This window comes from Lysobacter olei (assembly GCF_054777355.1).
Genome location: NZ_BAAHAT010000010.1, coordinates 1 through 15,483, shown reverse-complemented (window position 1 = coordinate 15,483; position 15,483 = coordinate 1). Strand labels below are relative to the sequence as shown.

The 15,483-nt window shown below is 66.0% G+C and carries 22 protein-coding genes; 9 read left to right on the top strand and 13 right to left on the bottom strand.

What is annotated here, in order from left to right:
• The 7 genes from ACYVBS_RS13440 to ACYVBS_RS13410 all read left to right on the top strand — a co-directional run bounded on the left by ACYVBS_RS13440 (window position 1) and on the right by ACYVBS_RS13410 (window position 6,840).
• Window positions 1-1,371, top strand: coding sequence for a leucyl aminopeptidase family protein (locus ACYVBS_RS13440; protein WP_460824227.1), 1,371 nt, complete (start codon window positions 1-3; stop codon window positions 1,369-1,371).
• A 127-nt stretch (window positions 1,372-1,498) separates the two neighbouring features.
• The gene (locus ACYVBS_RS13435) at window positions 1,499-2,074 is read left to right on the top strand and encodes a hypothetical protein (RefSeq protein WP_460824226.1); all 576 of its coding nucleotides are present in this window, start codon (window positions 1,499-1,501) and stop codon (window positions 2,072-2,074) included.
• On the top strand, window positions 2,071-2,379 hold the full coding sequence (locus ACYVBS_RS13430) for a transcriptional regulator (protein ID WP_460824225.1): 309 nt from the start codon (window positions 2,071-2,073) through the stop codon (window positions 2,377-2,379). The genes ACYVBS_RS13435 and ACYVBS_RS13430 overlap by 4 nt, the downstream gene beginning before the upstream one ends.
• A 100-nt stretch (window positions 2,380-2,479) precedes the next feature.
• Window positions 2,480-3,727 carry an efflux RND transporter periplasmic adaptor subunit gene (locus ACYVBS_RS13425; protein ID WP_460824224.1) on the top strand — a complete coding sequence of 416 codons (1,248 nt, stop codon included), beginning with the start codon at window positions 2,480-2,482 and terminating at the stop codon, window positions 3,725-3,727.
• 49 nt (window positions 3,728-3,776) lie between these two features.
• Entirely contained in the window at window positions 3,777-4,487 is a 711-nt protein-coding gene (locus ACYVBS_RS13420) for an ABC transporter ATP-binding protein (RefSeq protein ID WP_460824376.1), read from the top strand.
• 3 nt (window positions 4,488-4,490) lie between these two features.
• On the top strand, window positions 4,491-5,651 hold the full coding sequence (locus ACYVBS_RS13415; RefSeq protein ID WP_460824223.1) for an ABC transporter permease: 1,161 nt from the start codon (window positions 4,491-4,493) through the stop codon (window positions 5,649-5,651).
• Window position 5,652: 1 nt separating this feature from the next.
• The gene (locus ACYVBS_RS13410) at window positions 5,653-6,840 is read left to right on the top strand and encodes an ABC transporter permease (protein WP_460824222.1); all 1,188 of its coding nucleotides are present in this window, start codon (window positions 5,653-5,655) and stop codon (window positions 6,838-6,840) included.
• 78 nt (window positions 6,841-6,918) lie between these two features.
• Here the strand turns inward: ACYVBS_RS13410 and rarD are convergent, their stop codons facing one another.
• Window positions 6,919-7,842 carry an EamA family transporter RarD gene (gene rarD / locus ACYVBS_RS13405; protein ID WP_460824221.1) on the bottom strand — a complete coding sequence of 308 codons (924 nt, stop codon included), beginning with the start codon at window positions 7,840-7,842 and terminating at the stop codon, window positions 6,919-6,921.
• Window positions 7,839-8,768, bottom strand: a complete 930-nt coding sequence (yedA, locus tag ACYVBS_RS13400; RefSeq protein ID WP_460824220.1) for a drug/metabolite exporter YedA — start codon at window positions 8,766-8,768, stop codon at window positions 7,839-7,841. The genes rarD and yedA overlap by 4 nt, the downstream gene beginning before the upstream one ends.
• A 211-nt stretch (window positions 8,769-8,979) precedes the next feature.
• On the opposite strand from yedA, the gene ACYVBS_RS13395 reads away from it, so the two are divergent.
• Both ACYVBS_RS13395 and ACYVBS_RS13390 read left to right on the top strand, forming a co-directional pair.
• Window positions 8,980-9,471: an Lrp/AsnC family transcriptional regulator gene (locus ACYVBS_RS13395; RefSeq protein WP_460824219.1), complete on the top strand. Its 492-nt coding sequence runs from the start codon at window positions 8,980-8,982 to the stop codon at window positions 9,469-9,471.
• A gap of 99 nt (window positions 9,472-9,570) precedes the next feature.
• Window positions 9,571-9,726, top strand: coding sequence for a hypothetical protein (locus ACYVBS_RS13390; protein ID WP_460824218.1), 156 nt, complete (start codon window positions 9,571-9,573; stop codon window positions 9,724-9,726).
• Here ACYVBS_RS13390 and arsN2 read toward each other — a convergent pair.
• The 11 genes from arsN2 to ACYVBS_RS13335 form a co-directional block, all read right to left on the bottom strand.
• The gene (gene arsN2 / locus ACYVBS_RS13385; protein WP_460824217.1) at window positions 9,686-10,153 is read right to left on the bottom strand and encodes an arsenic resistance N-acetyltransferase ArsN2; all 468 of its coding nucleotides are present in this window, start codon (window positions 10,151-10,153) and stop codon (window positions 9,686-9,688) included. The genes ACYVBS_RS13390 and arsN2 overlap by 41 nt on opposite strands.
• A 90-nt stretch (window positions 10,154-10,243) precedes the next feature.
• Window positions 10,244-10,558, bottom strand: a complete 315-nt coding sequence (locus ACYVBS_RS13380; RefSeq protein WP_460824216.1) for a hypothetical protein — start codon at window positions 10,556-10,558, stop codon at window positions 10,244-10,246.
• Window positions 10,559-10,567: 9 nt separating this feature from the next.
• Window positions 10,568-11,089 carry a hypothetical protein gene (locus ACYVBS_RS13375; RefSeq protein WP_460824215.1) on the bottom strand — a complete coding sequence of 174 codons (522 nt, stop codon included), beginning with the start codon at window positions 11,087-11,089 and terminating at the stop codon, window positions 10,568-10,570.
• Window positions 11,090-11,214: 125 nt separating this feature from the next.
• Window positions 11,215-11,769, bottom strand: coding sequence for a hypothetical protein (locus tag ACYVBS_RS13370; protein WP_460824214.1), 555 nt, complete (start codon window positions 11,767-11,769; stop codon window positions 11,215-11,217).
• Window positions 11,770-11,853: 84 nt separating this feature from the next.
• Complete coding sequence (locus ACYVBS_RS13365) at window positions 11,854-12,198, bottom strand: GFA family protein (protein WP_460824213.1); 345 nt, start codon at window positions 12,196-12,198, stop codon at window positions 11,854-11,856.
• A 169-nt stretch (window positions 12,199-12,367) separates the two neighbouring features.
• Window positions 12,368-12,853: a nuclear transport factor 2 family protein gene (locus ACYVBS_RS13360; RefSeq protein ID WP_460824212.1), complete on the bottom strand. Its 486-nt coding sequence runs from the start codon at window positions 12,851-12,853 to the stop codon at window positions 12,368-12,370.
• Window positions 12,854-12,934: 81 nt separating this feature from the next.
• Complete coding sequence (locus ACYVBS_RS13355; protein ID WP_460824211.1) at window positions 12,935-13,180, bottom strand: hypothetical protein; 246 nt, start codon at window positions 13,178-13,180, stop codon at window positions 12,935-12,937.
• Window positions 13,181-13,376: 196 nt separating this feature from the next.
• Window positions 13,377-13,589, bottom strand: coding sequence for a hypothetical protein (locus ACYVBS_RS13350; protein ID WP_460824210.1), 213 nt, complete (start codon window positions 13,587-13,589; stop codon window positions 13,377-13,379).
• Window positions 13,590-13,667: 78 nt separating this feature from the next.
• Window positions 13,668-13,868: a hypothetical protein gene (locus ACYVBS_RS13345; RefSeq protein WP_460824209.1), complete on the bottom strand. Its 201-nt coding sequence runs from the start codon at window positions 13,866-13,868 to the stop codon at window positions 13,668-13,670.
• Between the two features lie 40 nt (window positions 13,869-13,908).
• Window positions 13,909-14,247 carry a transposase gene (locus ACYVBS_RS13340; RefSeq protein WP_460824208.1) on the bottom strand — a complete coding sequence of 113 codons (339 nt, stop codon included), beginning with the start codon at window positions 14,245-14,247 and terminating at the stop codon, window positions 13,909-13,911.
• Between the two features lie 208 nt (window positions 14,248-14,455).
• Window positions 14,456-14,926, bottom strand: coding sequence for a DUF1203 domain-containing protein (locus ACYVBS_RS13335; protein ID WP_460824206.1), 471 nt, complete (start codon window positions 14,924-14,926; stop codon window positions 14,456-14,458).
• Between the last annotated feature and the right edge of the window lie 557 nt (window positions 14,927-15,483).

Genomic DNA, 15,483 nt, shown 5'->3' with positions numbered 1-15,483 from the left:
ATGCCCCTGCCGACCGGCTTCACCGATGCTTCCGCCTCCGCCCTGCCGCTGCACGTGGTCAGCCGCACCGACTTTGCCGCCTGGCGCGACGCGCAGCCCGCACACGTGGCCGCATGGACGCAGGCGCAGGGCTTCGACGGCAGCGCCGGCAGCGCGCTGACCCTGCCCGGCGCCGACGGTGCGCTGGCCGGGGCGGTGATCGGCGTCGGCGATGCGCTGGACCCGTACGCGTACGGCCACGCGCCGACTGCGCTGCCGGCGCGCGCGTGGGCGCTGGCCACCGCGCTGGTGCCCGAGCAGCGCGCCGCGCTGCAGCTGGGCTGGGGCCTGGGCAGCTATCGCTTCAGCCGCTACAAGCAGCCGCTGCGCCAGCCGGCGCAACTGGTGCTGGATGGCGACACCGCCGAGCTGACTGACGTGCTCGCCGCCTGCCTGCGCACGCGCGACCTGATCAACACCCCCACCGAGCACATGGGCCCCGACCAGCTGGAGCAGGTGGCCTGCGAAATTGCCGAGCGCCACGGCGCGCAGATCGAAGTCATCAGCGGCGACGACCTGCTGGCGAAGAACTTCCCGGCGATTCACGCCGTCGGCCGCGCCAGCCACCGCGCGCCGCGCCTGATCGCGCTGACCTGGGGCGATGCATCGCACCCGCACGTCACCATCGTCGGCAAGGGCGTGTGCTTCGACACCGGCGGCCTGGACCTCAAGCCCGCCGATGGCATGCGCAACATGAAGAAGGACATGGGCGGCGCCGCGCATGCGATCGCGCTGGCCGAGCTGGTGATGGCGCGCAAGCTACCCCTGCGCATGACCCTGCTGGTGCCGGCGGTCGAGAATGCCGTCGGCCCCAACAGCTACCGCCCGGGCGAAGTGATCGCCACCCGCGCCGGCCTCAGCGTGGAGATCGACAACACCGACGCCGAAGGCCGCGTGGTGCTGTGCGATGCACTGACCTACGCCGGCGAGCAGAAGCCGGCGCTGCTGCTCGACTTCGCCACGCTCACCGGCGCCGCGCGCATCGCGCTGGGCCCCGACCTGCCGGCACTGTTCAGCAACGACGATGCGTTGGCGCAGCAATGGCTCGATGCCGGCGTGCAGCTGCGCGACCCGCTGTGGCGCATGCCGCTGTGGCGCCCGTACTGGCGCTACCTCACCAGCGGCATCGCTGACATCGCCAACGGCGGCCCGTCGAAGATGGCCGGCAGCGTCACCGCCGCGCTGTACCTGGAGCGCTTCGTGCCCGCCGGGCAGAAGTGGGCCCACCTCGACGTGTACAGCTGGAACGACGCCGACCGCCCCGGTCGCCCCGCCGGCGGCGAGGCGCAGGGCCTGCGCGCTGCCTACGCCCTGTTGAAGGCACAGATCTAGGCCACTGCGGCTGAGCGGACTCCCTTGGGCGGCCACCGACGCGTGGCCCCTATCGGGTCGATTGACAACCCTGCATTTCAGAGTACTCTGCTAACTCGCCAACCGATTCACACGCAAGGAGCCCGCCATGACGCACGCCGACCGCCTCCAGCAGGATCTGGACTACCTCTCCCGCGCCGTTCGCCACCACGAGCGCCCGGTGGGCACCCCTGCCATCTACTTCCTGTGGGCGCTGATCGTGGTGGTCGGCTTCGCCTTGCCCGACTTCGCCCCGCACGGTGCCGGCGCCTACTGGTTTGTCGCCGGCATCGGCGGCGGTCTGCTCAGCTGGTGGTTGGGCGCCCGCGATGCACGCATTACCGGCGTCAACGACCCTGAGCTGGGCAAGCGCTACGGCTATCACTGGCTGATCGCCGGCGTCGGGTTCCTGCTCGTCGCGCTGCCGCTGGTGCTGGGCCGGGCCTCGGCCGAAACCACCGTCGCCACCTTCATGCTGGTGACCGGCCTGGCCTATGCCTACGCTGGCCTGCACCTCAATCGCCCGATCCTGTGGAGCGGGTTGCTGATGCTGGCCGCGTACGGGGTGATGGTGGTCGCACGCCCACCCTATGCGTGGACCGTCAGCGGCGTCGTGATTGCGGCGTCGCTGGCCTGGGCCGGCCTGTCGGCGCAGCGCCAGCGCAAGGCCGGGGCGCTGCAGTGAAGGCGCTGGACAGCTTGGACGCCGCGCTTGAGCACCGGGTGCGGCTGGCCATCGCCGTGCTGCTGGCGCGGCATGGCGAGATCAGCTTCGCCCGCTTCAAGCAGCAGCTGGAGCTCACCGATGGCAACCTCGGCGCGCAGCTGCGCAAGCTGGAAGACGTGGGCTACCTCGACCTGCGGCGCGACTTCGCCGACCGCAAGCCGGTGACGTGGTATTCGCTGACCGACAGCGGCCGCGCCGCACTCGATCGCCACCTGCGTGCCCTGCAGAGTGTCATCGCCGAGGCCAGCCCGCCTTCGGCGTGACACCGTCGCAGATGCGCGACGCAACTGCTGACTTCCGGCAGGATGGCGACGCCACGCGATCGCCGTCACACTGCGCACCATGCCCGTAACGGACGACCGCATGAACCGCCCGCAAGAGATGCTCAAGCAGCTGCGTATCGAGCGCCGCCCTGGCGCCAAGGGCGCCAAGCGCCGCAAGTGGCCCTGGGTCGTCGGCACGGGCGTGGTGTTGCTGGGTGTGTTGGTGGCGATGGGCATGAACCGCCCCGTCCCGGTCGAGACCGCACCGGCGCGCGACGCCGCCGACCCCGCCAACGCCTCCGTGCTGGACGCCTCCGGTTATATCGTCGCGCGGCGCATCGCCACGGTGTCGTCCAAGGTCACCGGCAAGGTGCGAGAGGTGCTGATCGAGGAAGGCCAGAAGGTGGAGGAAGGCCAGGTGCTGGCCCGCCTCGACCCCTTGGACGCTGATGCGCAACGCGAACTGGCCGGCGCGCAGCTCGCCGCCGCCCGCAGCCAGGCCGCGCAGGTGCAGGCGCAACTGCGCGAAGCCGAAGCCCAAGCCACGCGCCTGCAGGCGCTCGTGCGCGACAAGCTGGTCGCGCGCGCACAGTACGACCAGGCCGTCGCCCAGCGCGACGCCTTGCGCGCACAGTTGGCCAGCGTGCAGCGCAACGCCACCGTCGCCGGCCGCCAGCTGCAGGTGGCCGAGATTGGCGTGGACAACACCGTGGTGCGCGCGCCGTTCGCTGGCGTGGTCACCGCCAAGGCCGCGCAGCCGGGTGAGATCGTGTCGCCGATTTCGGCTGGCGGCGGTTTCACCCGCACCGGCATCGGCACCATCGTCGACATGGATTCGCTGGAAGTGCAGGTCGACGTCAACGAGGCCTACATCGGCCGCGTGCAGCCGGGCATGCCGATCGAAGCCGTGCTCAACGCGTATCCGGACTGGCGCATCCCCGGCGCGGTCATCGCCATCATCCCCACCGCAGATCGCACCAAGGCCACGGTCAAGGTGCGCATCGCGCTGGCACAGAAGGACCCGCGCATCGTGCCGGACATGGGCGTGCGCGTGAGTTTCCTGGAGAAGGCCGGGGCCAATGCGCCCAAGCCGGTGGGTGTGTGGATTCCGTCGAAGGCCATCGTGTTGCCCGAGGGCACCGACGCCAAGGCCGCCGAACGCGCGAAGACCGGCCATGTTTTCGTCGTGGCCGACGGCAAGGCCACGCAGCGCGAGGTGCAACTGGCCGAAGTGCGCGACGCCGACCGCCACGTCATCGCCGGGCTCAAGCCGGACGAAGCGGTGGCGCTGGAGCCGGCCAAGCTCCGCGATGGCCAGCGCGTGACCACCGCCGCTGACAAGCGGTGAGCCCATGCACGCACATTCCACTTCACCGTCGTCACAAGCGGACACGGACATGGAGGCAGGCGACCCGCGCCCCCTGGTGCAGATCCGCGACCTGACCAAGACCTACGAGCGCGGCAAGGAACGCATCGAGGTGTTGCACCACATCAACCTCGACATCCCGCATGGCGATTTCGTCGCGCTGATGGGGCCGTCGGGCTCGGGCAAGACCACCCTGCTCAACCTGATCGGCGGGCTGGACTCGCCCACCGACGGCGAGCTGCGCGTGGACGGTGTGGCCATCGACGACCTGGACGGCGACGCGCTGGCCGCGTGGCGCGCCGACACCGTCGGCTTCATCTTCCAGAGCTACAACCTGATGCCGGTGCTGACCGCGCAGAAGAACGTGGAGTTGCCGCTGCTGCTGACCGACATGGGCACGGCCGAGCGCGCGCGCCGCGCCAGCGTGGCCTTGGAACTGGTCGGCCTGGGCGATCGCGCCAGGCACAAGCCCAACGAATTGTCCGGCGGCCAGCAGCAGCGCGTCGCCATCGCGCGCGCGCTGGTGTCCGACCCGCTGCTATTGATCTGCGACGAGCCCACCGGCGACCTGGACCGCAAGACTGCCGACGAGGTGCTGACGCTGCTGCAGCAGCTCAACCGCGACTTCGGCAAGACCATCGTCATGGTCACCCACGACCCCAAGGCCGCCGAATACGCCCAGCGCACCGTGCACCTGGACAAGGGCACGCTGGTCGACGAGCCGCTGGATGTCGGGCACTGACCCATGCTGCGCAAATACCTGCCACTGGTGTGGGGCTCGCTGTTCCGCAAGAAGACGCGGACCGGGTTCACGCTGGCCTCGCTGACTGCGGCGTTCCTGCTGCTGGGGCTGCTGCAGGCGGTGAACTCGCTGTTCAATTCCGGCGCGGATTTCCTCGGCGCCAACCGGCTGATCGTGCAGGCCAAGACCAGCTTCACCCAGCCATTGCCGATGCGGCGGATGCCGCAGCTGGAAGCGGTGCCTGGCGTGGAGCGCGTGGCTACCTCGCAGTTCTTCGGCGGCCAGTACCGCGATGAGCGCGCGGGCTTCCCGCAGTTCGCGGTGATCCCGCAGCGCCTGCGTGACACCTACCCCGAATGGGTCATGCCCGAGGACCAGTGGCGCGCCTTCGTCTCCACCCAGGACGGCGCCATCGTCGGCCGCAACCTTGCCGACAAATACGGCTGGAAGCTGGGCGACATCGTGCCGCTCAACAGCTTCATCTGGACCAAGGCCGATGGCAGCCGCATCTGGGAGTGGCGCGTCGTCGGCATCTTCGACGGCCGCGACCAGAAGTGGCAGGACCAGGCCGGCATCATGTACCTCAACTACGGCCAGTTCGACGAGGCACGCAGCGAACGCGCGAAAGGCCTGGCCGGCGTGTTCATCGTGCGCGTGGCGGACCCGCTGGATTCGCCGCGCGTCGCCGCGGAGATCGACCGCCGCTTCGCCAATTCCGCCGACGAGACCAAGACCCAGAACGAGCAGGACTTCCAGCTCAATTTCCTGCGCCAGTTCGGCGACATCGGCTTCATCATGAATGCCATCTCCGGCGCGGTGTTCTTCACCATCCTGATCCTCACCGGGTTCACCATGAGCCAGGCCGTGCGCGAGCGCGTGCCCGAGTTGGCGGTGCTCAAGTGCCTGGGCTTCACCGACCGCATCGTGCTGTGGCTGGTGCTGGCCGAAGCGTTCCTGCTGTGCGCGCTGGGTGCGGGACTGGGCATGGGCTTGGCTGCGGTGATCACCGCACACCTGCCGCCGGAGTTCCCGCCGCTGCAGCCGGATCGGCGCGTGTGGCTGTTCGTGACCGCGGCGGTACTGGTGCTGACCGCTGCGGTCGGTCTGCCGCCCGCGCTGTATGCAATGCGGCTGAAGATTGTCGATGCACTGGCGGGGCGCTGACATGAACCCCCTGCGCCAGATCCGCGAGATCGTGTGGATGAACCTGCAGAGCATCCCGCAACGCTGGGGCGCCTCGCTGGTGATCGTGGTCGGCATCGCCGGCGTGGTGGCGGTGCTGGTGGCGATGCTGTCGATGTCCGCCGGCCTCACCCGCACGCTGGGCACCACCGGGCGCATGGACCGCGCGGTGGTCCTGCGTGGCGGCAGCACGGCGGAGCTGTCCAGCTTCCTCGACCGCGCCCTGGTCACCCTGATCAAGCAGGACCCGGCCATCGCGCGCGGCCGTGACGGGCTGCCACTGGCGTCGGGCGAGATCATCGTGATCACCGAAGTGGCGCGCAAAGGCCAGAGCGGCGGCACCAACGTCACGTTGCGCGGCGTGGAGCCCAACGCGTTCGAGCTGCGCCCCGAGCTGACTGTCGTGCAGGGCCGGCGCATGCGTCCCGGGCTGCAGGAGCTGGTGGTGGGCGTGGCCGCGCAGCGCCAGTTCGACGGTCTGGACGTGGGGCGCACGCTGCGCTTCAAGGGCTCGGACTGGCGCATCGTCGGCGTGTTCGAATCCGACGGCGATGGCCACGAGTCCGAACTGTGGGCCGACACCGAATCGGTACAGAACGCCTTCGACCGCAGCGGCTATTCCTCGGTGCTCGCGCAGATGACCAGCGTCGCCGCCTTCGACGGCTTCCGCGAGCGGCTGAAGAACGACCCGCAGCTCACCGTGGACGTGGAGCCGGAGCTGGAGTACTTCAGCAAGCAGTCGGAGACGCTGACCTTCCTGATCGGCCTGCTGACCAATGTGATCACCGTGATCATGGCGATCGGCGCGCTGTTCGGCGCGCTCAACACCATGTACTCGGCGGTGTCGGCACGCACGCGCGAGATCGGCACGCTGCGCGCACTCGGCTTTGGCCGTCTGCCGGTGATCGCCTCGGTGATGGCCGAGGCGCTGGTGCTGGCGGTGGCCGGCGGCCTGCTCGGCGCGTTGCTGGCCTACCTGATGTTCAACGGTTACAGCGTGTCCACGCTGAGCCCCGGCTCGTTCACGCAGGTGGCGTTCAACTTCGCGGTGACCCCGGCGCTGCTCGCGCAGGGGCTGGCGTGGGCACTCTTAATCGGCTTCCTGGGCGGTTTGATGCCCGCTCTGCGTGCGGCGCGGATTCCGGTGACCGAGGCGTTGCGGGCGACCTGATCGCCCCGCCCCCAGTGAATCGGTAGCCGCGCCGCAGCGTCATGCGCGCCCGCGCCGCGCTGTACGCGACGTCGGGCCCTACTGCTCCAATGGCGTCTTTGCGAGCGGTGCCCGGCGCCGCGATTGCCGCCAGCCGTCAACCGCAAACACCGCCAACCCCACCCAGATCAACGCGAAGCCCAGCATCCGCTCGCGTGGGAAGGCCTCGCCGAAGACCAGCGCGCCGAGCACCAATTGCAGCGTCGGCGAGATGTACTGCAGCATGCCGACGATGGTGTACGGCACGCGGCGCACCGCGAACGCAAAACCGATCAGCGGCAACGCGGTCAGCGCCCCACCAAACACCAGCAGCAGGTCGATGCCCGGCCCCCAGCCAGAGGTGAAATGGCCCTGCCCCGCCACCTCGAACCAGACCAGCGCCACCAGCGCCGGCAGGAACAGGTACGCCCCTTCCACGCCCAGCCCGATCACAGCATCCACCGCGAGGATCTTGCGCAGCAGGCCATACGCGCCGAACGACAGCGCCAACCCGAGCGCGATCCATGGCACTTGCCCCAGCGCGAACGTCAGCCACAGCACGCCAACACCGGCCAGACCGACGGCCACCCACTGCGCCACGTTCAGGCGCTCGCGCAGCACCAGCACGCCCAGCACCACGTTGACCAGCGGATTGATGTAATAACCTAGGCTGCCTTCGATCACGTGGCCGGCATTCACCGCCCAGATGTACAGGCCCCAGTTGAAGGTGATGAGCACGCTGGTGACGCCCAGCATCGCCGCGGCGCGCGGGCGCGCCTTCACCTTGCGCCACCAGCCGCCGCCCTGCGTCACCACCAGCCACAGCGACACCAGCAACGCGCTCCAAACGATCCGGTGCAGCACGATCTGCAGCGACGGCACCACCTTGAGCAGGTGCCAGTACAGCGGCATCAGCCCCCACAGCACGAACGACGCCACCGCGCCCCACAAGCCGGCGCGGTCGATTCGGGTGCCGGCGTTCATGCCGCGGGCTCGGATTCGGCAGGCGGCTCCACCGGCTTGGCGGCGCGTGCCTTGGCCAGGGTGATGATCACCACGCCGGCCAGGATCACCGCCATCGCGCCCAGGTCATGCGCGGTGAAGCGCTCGCCCGCCAGCAGCGCGCCGAACAGCACCGCAATCGGCGGATTGACGTAGGCGTAGCTGGTCGCCAGCGCCGGCCGCACGTGATGCAGCAACCAGATGTAGGCGGTGAAGCCAAAGATCGAGCCGGCCACCACCAGGTACAGCAGCGCCGCGGTCGCGCCGCCCGACGGCATGCCGTCGAAGCGCTCACCGGTGACCAGCGCCGCCAGCAGCATCCAGATGCTGCCCGTCAGCATCTGGCCGGCCGCCGACATGAAGGGCCCCGGCAGGTCCTGGTCGCGGCTCCAGATCGAGCCCCACGCCCACGCAATGGGCGCGATCACCAGGCACACCAGCCCCAGCATCGACGACGACAACGCACTGCCCGCGTTGAGCCACAGCACACCCAGGAAACCGACCACCAGGCCCACCCACTCGATCTTCGACGGGTGGCGCCCACGCAGCATCGCGAACACGCCCGCAAACAGCGGCATCGACGCCACCGCAATGGCGGCCAGTCCGGACCCGACCTCGGTCTCGGCCAGGTTCACCAGGCCGTTGGACAGCAGCACCATCCAGATCGACAGCACCCACAGCGTGCGCCACTGCCGGCCGGTGGGCCGGGCCTCGCCGCGCGCGCGCAGCAGCGCGTACATGATCGCGCCCGCCAGCGCCATGCGGATGGCCCCCAGCAGGAACGGCGGGTAGCTCTCCAGCGCGAAGCGGATCGCCAGATAGGTGGAGCCCCACAGCACGTACACCGACCCCAGCGCGAAAGCGATGGCGGCGGGTGATGCGGGGCGGGCGGAAGCGGCGTGGCTCATGCAGTGGGGACTCGGGGGGAAGTCGTTGCCAGACCGTCCGCCATGGCGGCGGCCCGCGGTCAGGGGCGGAATCTCGCGCACGCCAAACGCGCCGGGGCGGTCGCTCCTGCGAGCCGTCCCCCGGCGCCGATCAGGCGACGAGTGCCATCAGCGTAGCCGCTGCCCACGCACGTCGGTTGAAAATTAATGCGCCATCACGCAAAAATCTTGCATGGACTCCCTGCCCTCGCTCGACGAATTCGACCATCGTCTACTCGAGCTGCTGCAGCGCGACGCCGACACCACCCTGACCGCGCTGGGCGAGGCGGTGGGCCTGTCGGCCAGCGCCGTGCAGCGACGCATCACCCGCTACCGCACCAGCGGCCTGCTGCGGCAGGTCGGCGTGCTGGATGCCCGCCAGTTGCCCAGTGTCACCCTGGCCTCGGTGCTGGTGGCGATGGAGCGCGAAGGCGCCAAGCGCCACGCCGCGTTTACCGCTCGCATGCGCGCCGCGCCGGAGGTGCAGCAGTGCTACGTGCTGGCCGGCGACTGGGACTACCTGGTGATCCTGGCCACCACCGGCCTGGCCCACTGCCGCGAAGTCGCTGAGCGCCTGTTCGTGGACGAAGGCACCATCCGGCGCTACGAAACGCGGATGGTGTTCGACGTGGTCAAGGCGGGGTTGCAGTTGCCGACACGGGCGACGGCACGACGGCGCAAGTGATCCCCGGGCCCCAAGGGTCCCCCGCCGCGCCGCCCCACACTCACGGCCCCTTGCCACCCGCCGGTGCAGGCTCACGCCTACAACCCAACGGAGGCGAATATGAACAAGCCCTACCAACCCGATGAACTGCGCCAGAAGCAGGACTTCGAAAAGGCGAAGCGCGAATACGCGCAGGCGGATGCCGAGCAGGGCGAGCAGCTGCAGAAAAAGGACGCTAGCCGGACGGCTCCCCGCGGGCCGGACGAAGAAGAGTAAGTCGCTTGACCATGAAGGTCGCCGAAGACGGGCACACGCCTGCGAATTGGCGAGTAGCCGCCATTGCGGGGGGCGCCTCCCCCCGCGTGGCGCACGCATAGCCCAGACGCTCAAAGAACGCGCGGGCAGTGGTGGTGAGCAGGTAGATCGAACGCGCGCCACGCTCGGACGCCTGCTTCTCAGCGAAGGACACCAGCGCGGCGCCCAAGCCGGTGCCGCGCTCCTGTGGCGCTACGGCAAGCGAGCGGAGCAGCGCGTCCTCGCCCAGGAGTTCCAGGCCAACAATCCCGGTCAAGGTTTGACCCGCCCTGTGGCCAAACAGGCGCACCTCCGGCGAATCGACCAGATCCGAGGTGGGCAATCCGCAAGCGGCAAGCAGCGCTACCGCCTCGTGTCCAAACGCCAAGGGCTGAATCAATCGGTCCATGCGGGATGACGCCAGTGATGGGCGAAGGCGCCGGGCGGCTCCGGCTTGATGCAACTGCCGGGCGCTCGCCGTGCGGCATAAGCACCGAGCTTATCGTGACGTTCCGCTCGCTGTCAGCGCAGCGATGCCCCACGCCACTAGCCACACCGCCACCAGCAAAACGAACGCAACGAACAGCCACCCGAACGTCGTGGGCGCGCACCACCCCCAGCCACACAGCCCGTTGTGCTCCAACAGGCCTGGGACCCCGACCTTATGGAACAGGTAGACCGATAGCAGGGGCGCCGCCAACAGCACGCCTATCGGGGAGTCCAGGTACGGCGGCCAGAAGGCCGCAGGCAGCCACAAGAGTCCATACGCCAGCAGGAGCAGCCCGAGGATCTTGAGCGTGCGCGCTCGGAACATAGGGCAGCCTCAGGCCCGCGCGCGCCGAACGGCCACAGCGACCAGGGGGCGCACCAGCAGATGCGCCACGGCCGAAATGGCCGCCGCCACCGTGGCGACCATCGTGGGCAGCACCGCGCCAAACACGAACGTCATGCCCAAAACGAAGCCGAACGCATACTCGGCCCTGTAGGTACGCAGCACCAGACCCGCCAACAAGGCACCAAAGAACAGTCCTGAGGTCACCGAGTCGTAGCCAGCAGCAAAAGCCACTGACAATGAGGCGCCGAGAATCAGCGCCCCGACGAAAGCGACGAGCGCCTGGTCAATCGCGCCTTTCCCGGAGGCAACGCGGCAGGCAACGACCACAGACGCGAGCCACCCCAGCGCGGGAAGCACCACCAAACCCCACAAGTTGGAAATGGCTGGAAGGTCGTCTCGGTTCAGCAGATGGTGGCTTTGCACGCCGCCATGGGTCTGTTCCCAGGCGAGCTGAGCGACCGCGACCAGCAGTGCAAGCGTCAGCCCGTAAGAGGGGAGACGCGACGCCATTCGGCTTTCCATGTCATTCCTTCAAAGGGTCCGTAATTTTTACCGCCGCCCGAGTTGAGACCAGGACAATGGCGCGCTGACACGCAACTGCGACCTGGAGGATCGGCTAGATCCCCAGGCCGGCGCTAATGCTTCTCAAGGTACATCGGAGGGATGGGGTGATTGGGTGACTCCGACATCCACATGACGCTGCTGATCCACCATCGCGTGCCATCAAAGTAGGCCTCGATGCTGTTCACCCCCCGGAAACGCTCCACTTTTCCATCTTCAGTGGCCTCACCGGCATAGACCGAATCGATGTGCGCGATGTTTCCGTAGGTCTGCGTCTTTCTCGAAACTTCCCACTCTTTGAAACCATGTGCGACCAGAGGCTCGGTTGCCTCGACGTATTGCTGATGCGTCCAGCTACGAACCTTGACCTGTCCCTTGCTGTCGACGGACGTCGCCACGAACCGGATCCACGGAACGTAGAGCGTCCTGTCCCGGTCCCATTGCCTGGCGTCATCCGGACCTATGTTCACAGCCTCATAGAACGCACGCATCAGCCCATCCAGGGTGCTTACGTCGTCAGGCCTTGCCGGCATGTCATTTACAGTGACTTGCCGCGAGAGGGAGGTTGGGACATGCAACAAAAGCACTGCAACCAGGACCGCCTTTAGAAGTAGCACTGTGGCCTTCATGGGTACTTTCCTTGTAGATGTCGGCGGCTATCAAGCCGCCGTGCCGAGCGGCGTTGCTTGAGCGAACTGCGAGCAGCGACCCGATCAGGACTCGCGTCCATTGACCGGGATGCGCGGGACTGCATCAAGGTCTACGTCCTCAAGGCAACGGATGTTGATAGCGGCCATCTGCGTACCATCCGGCATGCTGCCCAGTCCAAAGGGTTGCACGCCACAGACCGAGCAGAACTGGTGCTGGATCACGTGCTTGTTGAACGTGTACGTGGTGAGCCGATCTGCACCTGATTCAAGGGTCAGTGCGGGACGGGGGACGAACCACAACAGGAAGCCCTTTCGACTGCAATGCGAACAATTGCACTCAATGGCCTGATCGATCTCGCCTTCGACGGTGAACCGGACGGCACCGCAGTGACAACTTCCAGACTTCATGCGACCTCCTGAGGCAGTCAACACCAGAATTTCGACAAGTATCGAGGCAGCGGCGCGGGTGGCATTTGGGAGTACGTGTTAAGTCGCGACGCGTAGCAGAAGCGAAAGGCGGCACGGATATCAGCGCTGCCCAATGCCGCAACGGAGCGGGGCCGGGCTGAGCAAACGATCAGGACCCACCGTCAGCAGTCCGATGACCGTAACTCAGCACGCGAGTTACCTGCCATGCCCCGTCCTTATACCGCCAGATCATGGTGAAGTCAGCCAAGCCCTCGCACTTTCCGCCAGCAAACTGGCAGAAGCGGTGCGAGCCCTGCGAGATTGCTCCAAAGTCTTTGATGGGGTGGACTTGGAGCGTGCCAGGCACCAGCTCCCGGCTGAAGTTTCCGCATACGTACTTCCTTGTGTTTGCCAGCATTTCTTCGCGGGTCCACGTGACTCCACCCGTGTCGTGATAGAACTCAACGTCGTCGGCAAAATATCCCGCGTGCCTTTCCAGTTGTGCTGGGTCGCTGCAGCGGTTGAATGCATCAAACACCGCCGAGTCCAAGGCCGCAACCGTTGCGTGAAGTGATTCGCCGGGTGAAGCCCCTGGGGCCTCAGTGCCGGATGCGCCGCTGGACATGGCGACCAATAGGACCATAAGCGCTTTCATTCGATTCTCCGGAACTTGTAGTGATAGCCCTAACGCTTGAACTACGTTGGGCCGAAATGCGGCTTCGAATTGAATGATTTGTTAGGCGGCGCTCGACCTAAGCGCGAGACCGCCAATGACGAACAGGACCAGCCACGAGAGATGCTTGCCGCGGGTGACGTACAGCGGCAATAGGGCGGAGGCGATGGCGGTGTAGCCAACGATCTGCACGGCGCTTCGCGAGTCGAGTTGTCCTTCACTCGCAACCAACACCAACGCGGCAAGGCCAAACCACGCGACGGTGGTGATGTGCCAGGCGAATCGAAGCGTCTGGACGGTGAAATCCACGCTGCCACGAATCTTCGGAAGATCTGAACGCCGAAACAGGCGGGTAAGAATGAAACGCTCACCAAGAACTGAGTGAGCCAGACCTAAAGCAACGATTAGGAATGCAGCAAGCACCAGCATTGCTTGTTAGCCGCCCAACATCAGGGTGAAGTCGAGCCGCAAAGCGGCTTCGACTTGAACGCTCTGTTAGCTCTACTCACGAGCGGCGCCGTCTGGCAACAAGCCAGCACGCAAAGCCAATTGCAGCCACGGCCAAAGTCACGCCAAGACTCGGTGTGTACTGCTTGACGAAGCGGCCGATCTGCTGCCCTAAGTCGTAGCCCTCGTTGTATGCGTCACTTCTGGCGAATGCCGATGCAACGAAGGCGAGAGCAAGCGTGACAGATGCGAATTGGGAAAGCCTTTTCATGATTTCAAGTAAATCCTTTTGTAGGTCTTGCACCTGATTTAAGCCGCGCCGCAAAGCGGCGCCGGCTTGGACGAATTTTTAGACCTGGCCGGCGGTAGCTTCCACAGCCGTTTGCCCGCCTGACGCGCCTTCCTGGAATCCGGCAACGAAGTCTTCGGCACCGCCGGCGACCAGCAGGAGTACAGCCGCGGCGGCCAGCACGTTGCGGTTGTTCTTTCGGTAGCCGAGCACAAGCGCAACAAGACCAATAGTCAGCGCAGCAATGGCAAACCAATACATACACATCCCCCAGTTGTGATGGAACCTGCCCCGGTTCTCGTCAACTTCCCCGTTGACCAAGGCAAGGCTCGCTCGATTGAGCGATGAAAAGATACCCTAAGGAACAGCGAATCGCATTATCTTGCGAGCGCGCCGGCCTGCGCCAACGAGACAACATGAAGGGATGGATGTAGAGCAACGCGGCGACGTCCTGGACCGACACGCCTGGCACCTCGCTGAGTCGGACGGCCGTCGCCTTGAAGGCATCGGTGTACTCGCGTGAGCTTTGTTGCTGGATTCTCAATGGACTTGGATCGCGGGCGGCCCAGTAGACGATGTGAACCAAGGAACCGTGGTGCTTTCCCTCTAGCCGAAGAATGTCAGCAAGCGGTTGGCTCACACAAGAGTCGAGTGCCAACGTCTATGCCGGAGTGAATCGCTCCCGGAGGGCGTGTTCGAGATAGTGCCCCTTCATCTCCTGACAAAAGCCCCAGGCAACGTTGAAGTCACCACTGCCTTTTGCATTCTTCGCCTTGTCTCGCGCGATAGCAGCCTAGCCGAGGCAGTCATGCTGCTTGACGTTCGCGACGAGGCGCTCGGAGAAATTCTCAAACTCGATTGACCTGGCACGAAAAGCAGCCCTGCTTGGCATTGTGCAGGTGAATGTAGCGGATGTCCGAATTACGGAAGAACTCATCGATCTGGGCCGCGACGGCGGTTCCATCACAGACAGCGGCGCTTACCATCATGTCACGTGTGTCGTAGGCCCGAACCGAAATCACGCGACGCGCTACGTATAGCGGCACATCCCCGACGGCAAGTTTGGCCCGCTTGCGAGAACGGCTGACGAAGATGGGGCCGGATGCCCGATAGGGCGATGAGGCCGGTTGGTGGACGTATGGCAGCAGGAGGAGCTCCTCACCGATCTTCGCGTCCTCAAGGCTGACGCGGCACGGGAAGCCAGGAGTCTTGTCGGCCACGAGCCGCACTATGCCCCTTTGCCGAAGTTGCTCATCTGAAAGGTCGAACAGTGAGGCGAACTGTTCTGCATCGATACCAACCAGCTGAAATGAGGACATCGTGCGGCTCCCAATCGAGTAGCCAAATCTTGGCGAGTCCGATCTGGGGTTTCTCGCCGCTTTCGGACGTCTCACTGGAGGTGCGTGAGGGGCCATAACACCTGAGTTAAGCCGCGCCGCGAAGACGCGTCGGCTTGGCCGAACTGTTAGGCTCCGACGCAACGCCCTGCAGAGCCGAAGGCCACGATTTGGCGGCGATGGCGCCATTGCAGAAAGGCTAGCACCGCGAGAAACACCCCTTCCAGAATTAGCCAGACTATACCCAGCGGCGACGCTAAACCGCCGTACGACGCCGCTAAAGTACCGCACACGGCGGCCCAGCACAGATTCGCTGCCACAAGCATTGCAACTGCTCGGGAGGTGGCGCGGCCTGGAATTAGTAGCGAGACCGAATAGGCTCCGTACAGCAGGTTCGCACCTCCCATAAATAGAATCAGCCGCTCAGGCAGCCCAGAGACATTGACCTGCCCCCGCTGTTAGGGCCACGAGCTACTTCGTAGAGTCCAAGGTTGCGAGCTTATCGCTCGATGGGTGGGTTGCAAGGGTGCCGCTCTCTC

What these genes read in the sequence shown, in the direction of transcription:
- ACYVBS_RS13440 (WP_460824227.1), top strand. Translation starts at nt 1, where the DNA reads ATGCCCCTGCCGACCGGCTTCACCGATGCTTCCGCCTCCGCCCTGCCG.
- ACYVBS_RS13435 (WP_460824226.1), top strand. Translation starts at nt 1,499, where the DNA reads ATGACGCACGCCGACCGCCTCCAGCAGGATCTGGACTACCTCTCCCGC.
- ACYVBS_RS13425 (WP_460824224.1), top strand. Translation starts at nt 2,480, where the DNA reads ATGAACCGCCCGCAAGAGATGCTCAAGCAGCTGCGTATCGAGCGCCGC.
- ACYVBS_RS13420 (WP_460824376.1), top strand. Translation starts at nt 3,777, where the DNA reads ATGGAGGCAGGCGACCCGCGCCCCCTGGTGCAGATCCGCGACCTGACC.
- ACYVBS_RS13415 (WP_460824223.1), top strand. Translation starts at nt 4,491, where the DNA reads ATGCTGCGCAAATACCTGCCACTGGTGTGGGGCTCGCTGTTCCGCAAG.
- ACYVBS_RS13410 (WP_460824222.1), top strand. Translation starts at nt 5,653, where the DNA reads ATGAACCCCCTGCGCCAGATCCGCGAGATCGTGTGGATGAACCTGCAG.
- rarD (WP_460824221.1), bottom strand. Translation starts at nt 7,842, where the DNA reads ATGAACGCCGGCACCCGAATCGACCGCGCCGGCTTGTGGGGCGCGGTG.
- yedA (WP_460824220.1), bottom strand. Translation starts at nt 8,768, where the DNA reads ATGAGCCACGCCGCTTCCGCCCGCCCCGCATCACCCGCCGCCATCGCT.
- ACYVBS_RS13395 (WP_460824219.1), top strand. Translation starts at nt 8,980, where the DNA reads ATGGACTCCCTGCCCTCGCTCGACGAATTCGACCATCGTCTACTCGAG.
- ACYVBS_RS13390 (WP_460824218.1), top strand. Translation starts at nt 9,571, where the DNA reads ATGAACAAGCCCTACCAACCCGATGAACTGCGCCAGAAGCAGGACTTC.
- arsN2 (WP_460824217.1), bottom strand. Translation starts at nt 10,153, where the DNA reads ATGGACCGATTGATTCAGCCCTTGGCGTTTGGACACGAGGCGGTAGCG.
- ACYVBS_RS13380 (WP_460824216.1), bottom strand. Translation starts at nt 10,558, where the DNA reads ATGTTCCGAGCGCGCACGCTCAAGATCCTCGGGCTGCTCCTGCTGGCG.
- ACYVBS_RS13375 (WP_460824215.1), bottom strand. Translation starts at nt 11,089, where the DNA reads ATGGCGTCGCGTCTCCCCTCTTACGGGCTGACGCTTGCACTGCTGGTC.
- ACYVBS_RS13370 (WP_460824214.1), bottom strand. Translation starts at nt 11,769, where the DNA reads ATGAAGGCCACAGTGCTACTTCTAAAGGCGGTCCTGGTTGCAGTGCTT.
- ACYVBS_RS13365 (WP_460824213.1), bottom strand. Translation starts at nt 12,198, where the DNA reads ATGAAGTCTGGAAGTTGTCACTGCGGTGCCGTCCGGTTCACCGTCGAA.
- ACYVBS_RS13360 (WP_460824212.1), bottom strand. Translation starts at nt 12,853, where the DNA reads ATGAAAGCGCTTATGGTCCTATTGGTCGCCATGTCCAGCGGCGCATCC.
- ACYVBS_RS13350 (WP_460824210.1), bottom strand. Translation starts at nt 13,589, where the DNA reads ATGAAAAGGCTTTCCCAATTCGCATCTGTCACGCTTGCTCTCGCCTTC.
- ACYVBS_RS13345 (WP_460824209.1), bottom strand. Translation starts at nt 13,868, where the DNA reads ATGTATTGGTTTGCCATTGCTGCGCTGACTATTGGTCTTGTTGCGCTT.
- ACYVBS_RS13335 (WP_460824206.1), bottom strand. Translation starts at nt 14,926, where the DNA reads ATGTCCTCATTTCAGCTGGTTGGTATCGATGCAGAACAGTTCGCCTCA.